The following is a 2,599-nucleotide window of genomic DNA, read 5'->3' as shown; positions in this document are numbered from 1 at the left end:
GCTACATAGGGTGGCACGACACAAAGAGGATCAGGCGCTCGCTGGGCTCGATGGGCCCCTTGGCATACAGGCAAAGCCTAACCCTTGCAGCCTAGCGAGAACGGTACGGAAAAGCGGTACCACCCCCCGGTTGGTCAGTTTTCCGTGCGACATCCGCGCAGTTCCTATTGAAATTCAACAGCAGATGGAGGAGGCCATGGGGGACGTCTACGGGCTCCCGGACAGGGAGTCCGCGGCGGTCGCCCTCGACAGGCTCGCGAGCCGGATGGCGCACTCCAACGTGCCCGAGACGAGGGTGGTGGCGAGGACCCTGCGCAAGGAGCGGGAGGGCATCCCCGACTGGTGGAGGTCGAGCGCCACCAACGCGATCCTCGGGGGGCCCGACTCCGTGGTCCAGTCGATCAGGAGGGCGTCGAGGGGCTTCAGGAACGTCGGGTACTTCGAGACCATGATCTTCCTGAGGCTGGGGAGGCTGGACTTCTCGGCCCAGTCCTCGCTGGCCTGTGCTACCCACTAGAAATGCGGAAGAACCAGAAAAATGCCTTTTCACCCGAGAAGTACGCCATCAAGAAGGACCTCTTTGGCGTGATCGTCTTGGAATCCGATCAGGACCTTGATCCGAAGACTGCTTACCTTTGCCATAATGACCGGTGGCTTCTGGAAGTGGTATTCAACCGTCACAAGAACGATGAATGCTTGGACCACACCAACTGCCAGGGCGACTTTTCTGTGATGGGAAGCGAGTTCATCAACTTCCTCTCTACAGTTGCCACCTGCAGGATCATCAGGAAGGCAGGGAAAGCTGGCCTTCTCGATAACATGTCCTATGCAGAACTGATGGACGACCTTTCCTCTGCATGGAGACTGATGGATTCCCCGGCCGAACCAGCAACAGACGACGGCTGCTGGGTACATACCCTCAAGACCATATTTGCTGAGCTGGAGGCTCTTGGATTATCCAAGCCGGCTCCAAAACCAGAACCTAAGAAGCGTGGACGCAAGCCCAAGCCGAAGAACCCGGCAACTATGAAGCCGAAACGTCCGCGTGGTCGTCCGCGGAAGAATTCATTGCCTGCCGGCTAGCTATAGTCCGGTAGATTGGGAAACTATTAGTGTATTAAATATTCCATTCTTATTGTTCTTGTACGTATTGTTGCTGTACAATTTAGCTGTCAAACGAAGGGAGGACATGATGGCAACCAAGGTGCATGAGGTAGATGCCTCTATGGATGAGAAATCGGCACGTTTGGACTTTCGCCTATCGGCAAAAAAGCGTTCGCTCTATGTGAGGGCAGCTGCGCTTAAGGGGCTCAGTCTAACTGGCTGGGCATTGAACAATCTCGATGAATGTGCACAGCGTGACATCAGGTCCGAAACAGAGACAGTGCTATCTGCGCAGCAGTTCGACGAATTCGCCGCAGCACTCGAGCAGCCAATGCCTGAAGCAATGCTAAAGTTGCTCGCTGTAAAGCCGGAGTGGGCATGAGATTCACAAAACCTCGAAGGCTTGAGGACGGCGAAACACTAGATGACTTCTGCAGCGGAGTCGAAGTTGTCGACGATTGGGCTAGAAACCGAGCTCCTTACGCTAAAAAGCGCGGGTCTGCAATTGTATATGTTTCCTTCGCTGCTACAGAAGAAAAGTCCGTTGCAGGTTTCTACTCGTTGAGTTCCCATTCGATTATAAGGAGTAGTGTTGGCGGCGGCTGGCTGAAACGCAATGCACCTTCATCCATTCCCGTATTTCTTTTAGGAATGCTTGGCGTTAATCAGCAGTACCAAGGGACCGGGCTGGGATCTATGCTCCTGCGCGATGCTGTAGTTCGTTCCCTTTCGGCTGCTGGTACGGTTGGTGCAAAAGCACTCGTTGTCGATCCAGCGGATGAGGGTGTACAGGGCTTTTATCTGCACTATGGATTCCTAGAGATACCAGGCATGGATACGATGTATATTCCGCTTAAACTTCCTGAGTAGCGATGAATGTGGTAACCGTTCTGGTCATCTAGGGAAACGATGGTTAATTCGCCTTGATGGGGTCGCTGGAGCTGCACGCTGTATGCCACCGGCTCAAAATGTCTCGAACCACGCAGTGCCCATACCCACATAGATGCCTATCTGTCTTCTGGATATGGTATAGCTACATCCACGTATTCCAACATATCCAAAAGACAGGCGGATTAGCATTCTGAGTGCAACACGATAGCCCGCTGAATGAAGGCGTGGCACATCCCGGAAGGCTACGATGTTGGTTGTCTGGGTCAACGTCGGAAGCTGGAAGGAATGTGCCACTACAGGCATCTTGGCCCTCAGGAGAGGGACCGCATGGCCATGCTGCATGCAGGGGGAAGGTCAATCGCCTACATCGCGGGAGAGACCGGTAGGGACAGGTCGACCATCTGCCGCGAGCCGAAGGGGAACGGCCGCCGCGGGCGCCATGGGTGTGTTCGCTAACGTATTAATCGACACTTGGGCTTGGGGGTGGTACCGCTTTTCCGTACCGTTCTCGCTAGGCTGCAAGGGTTAGGCTTTGCCTGTATGCCAAGGGGCCCATCGAGCCCAGCGAGCGCCTGATCCTCTTTGTGTCGTGCCACCCTATGTA

5 protein-coding genes are annotated in these 2,599 nt (G+C 54.7%); all 5 read left to right on the top strand.

What is annotated here, in order from left to right:
* Window positions 1-184: 184 nt before the first annotated feature.
* The 5 genes from E0E00_RS14525 (at window position 185) to E0E00_RS14520 (ending at window position 2,451) form a co-directional block, all read left to right on the top strand.
* Window positions 185-517, top strand: coding sequence for a transposase (locus E0E00_RS14525; RefSeq protein ID WP_256386447.1), 333 nt, complete (start codon window positions 185-187; stop codon window positions 515-517).
* Between the two features lie 2 nt (window positions 518-519).
* A complete protein-coding gene (locus E0E00_RS14150) occupies window positions 520-1,083 on the top strand; it encodes a hypothetical protein (protein ID WP_207302798.1) in 564 nt (187 codons plus the stop codon).
* A 109-nt stretch (window positions 1,084-1,192) separates the two neighbouring features.
* Window positions 1,193-1,486, top strand: a complete 294-nt coding sequence (locus E0E00_RS14145) for a DUF1778 domain-containing protein (RefSeq protein WP_165443734.1) — start codon at window positions 1,193-1,195, stop codon at window positions 1,484-1,486.
* On the top strand, window positions 1,483-1,974 hold the full coding sequence (locus E0E00_RS14140; RefSeq protein ID WP_207302797.1) for a GNAT family N-acetyltransferase: 492 nt from the start codon (window positions 1,483-1,485) through the stop codon (window positions 1,972-1,974). Before E0E00_RS14145 ends, E0E00_RS14140 begins: the two co-directional genes overlap by 4 nt.
* Window positions 1,975-2,211: 237 nt before the next feature.
* Window positions 2,212-2,451: a helix-turn-helix domain-containing protein gene (locus tag E0E00_RS14520; RefSeq protein WP_130813191.1), complete on the top strand. Its 240-nt coding sequence runs from the start codon at window positions 2,212-2,214 to the stop codon at window positions 2,449-2,451.
* Window positions 2,452-2,599: the final 148 nt, after the last annotated feature.

The organism is Olsenella sp. Marseille-P4559, assembly GCF_900605015.1.
In the GTDB taxonomy this organism is placed as follows: Bacteria; Actinomycetota; Coriobacteriia; order Coriobacteriales; family Atopobiaceae; genus Tractidigestivibacter.
This window is presented reverse-complemented; position numbering and strand designations above follow the sequence as displayed.

Coding starts and splice junctions, on each gene's coding strand:
- E0E00_RS14140 (WP_207302797.1), top strand. CDS start 1,483: ATGAGATTCACAAAACCTCGAAGGCTTGAGGACGGCGAAACACTAGAT.
- E0E00_RS14145 (WP_165443734.1), top strand. CDS start 1,193: ATGGCAACCAAGGTGCATGAGGTAGATGCCTCTATGGATGAGAAATCG.
- E0E00_RS14525 (WP_256386447.1), top strand. CDS start 185: ATGGAGGAGGCCATGGGGGACGTCTACGGGCTCCCGGACAGGGAGTCC.
- E0E00_RS14520 (WP_130813191.1), top strand. CDS start 2,212: ATGAAGGCGTGGCACATCCCGGAAGGCTACGATGTTGGTTGTCTGGGT.
- E0E00_RS14150 (WP_207302798.1), top strand. CDS start 520: ATGCGGAAGAACCAGAAAAATGCCTTTTCACCCGAGAAGTACGCCATC.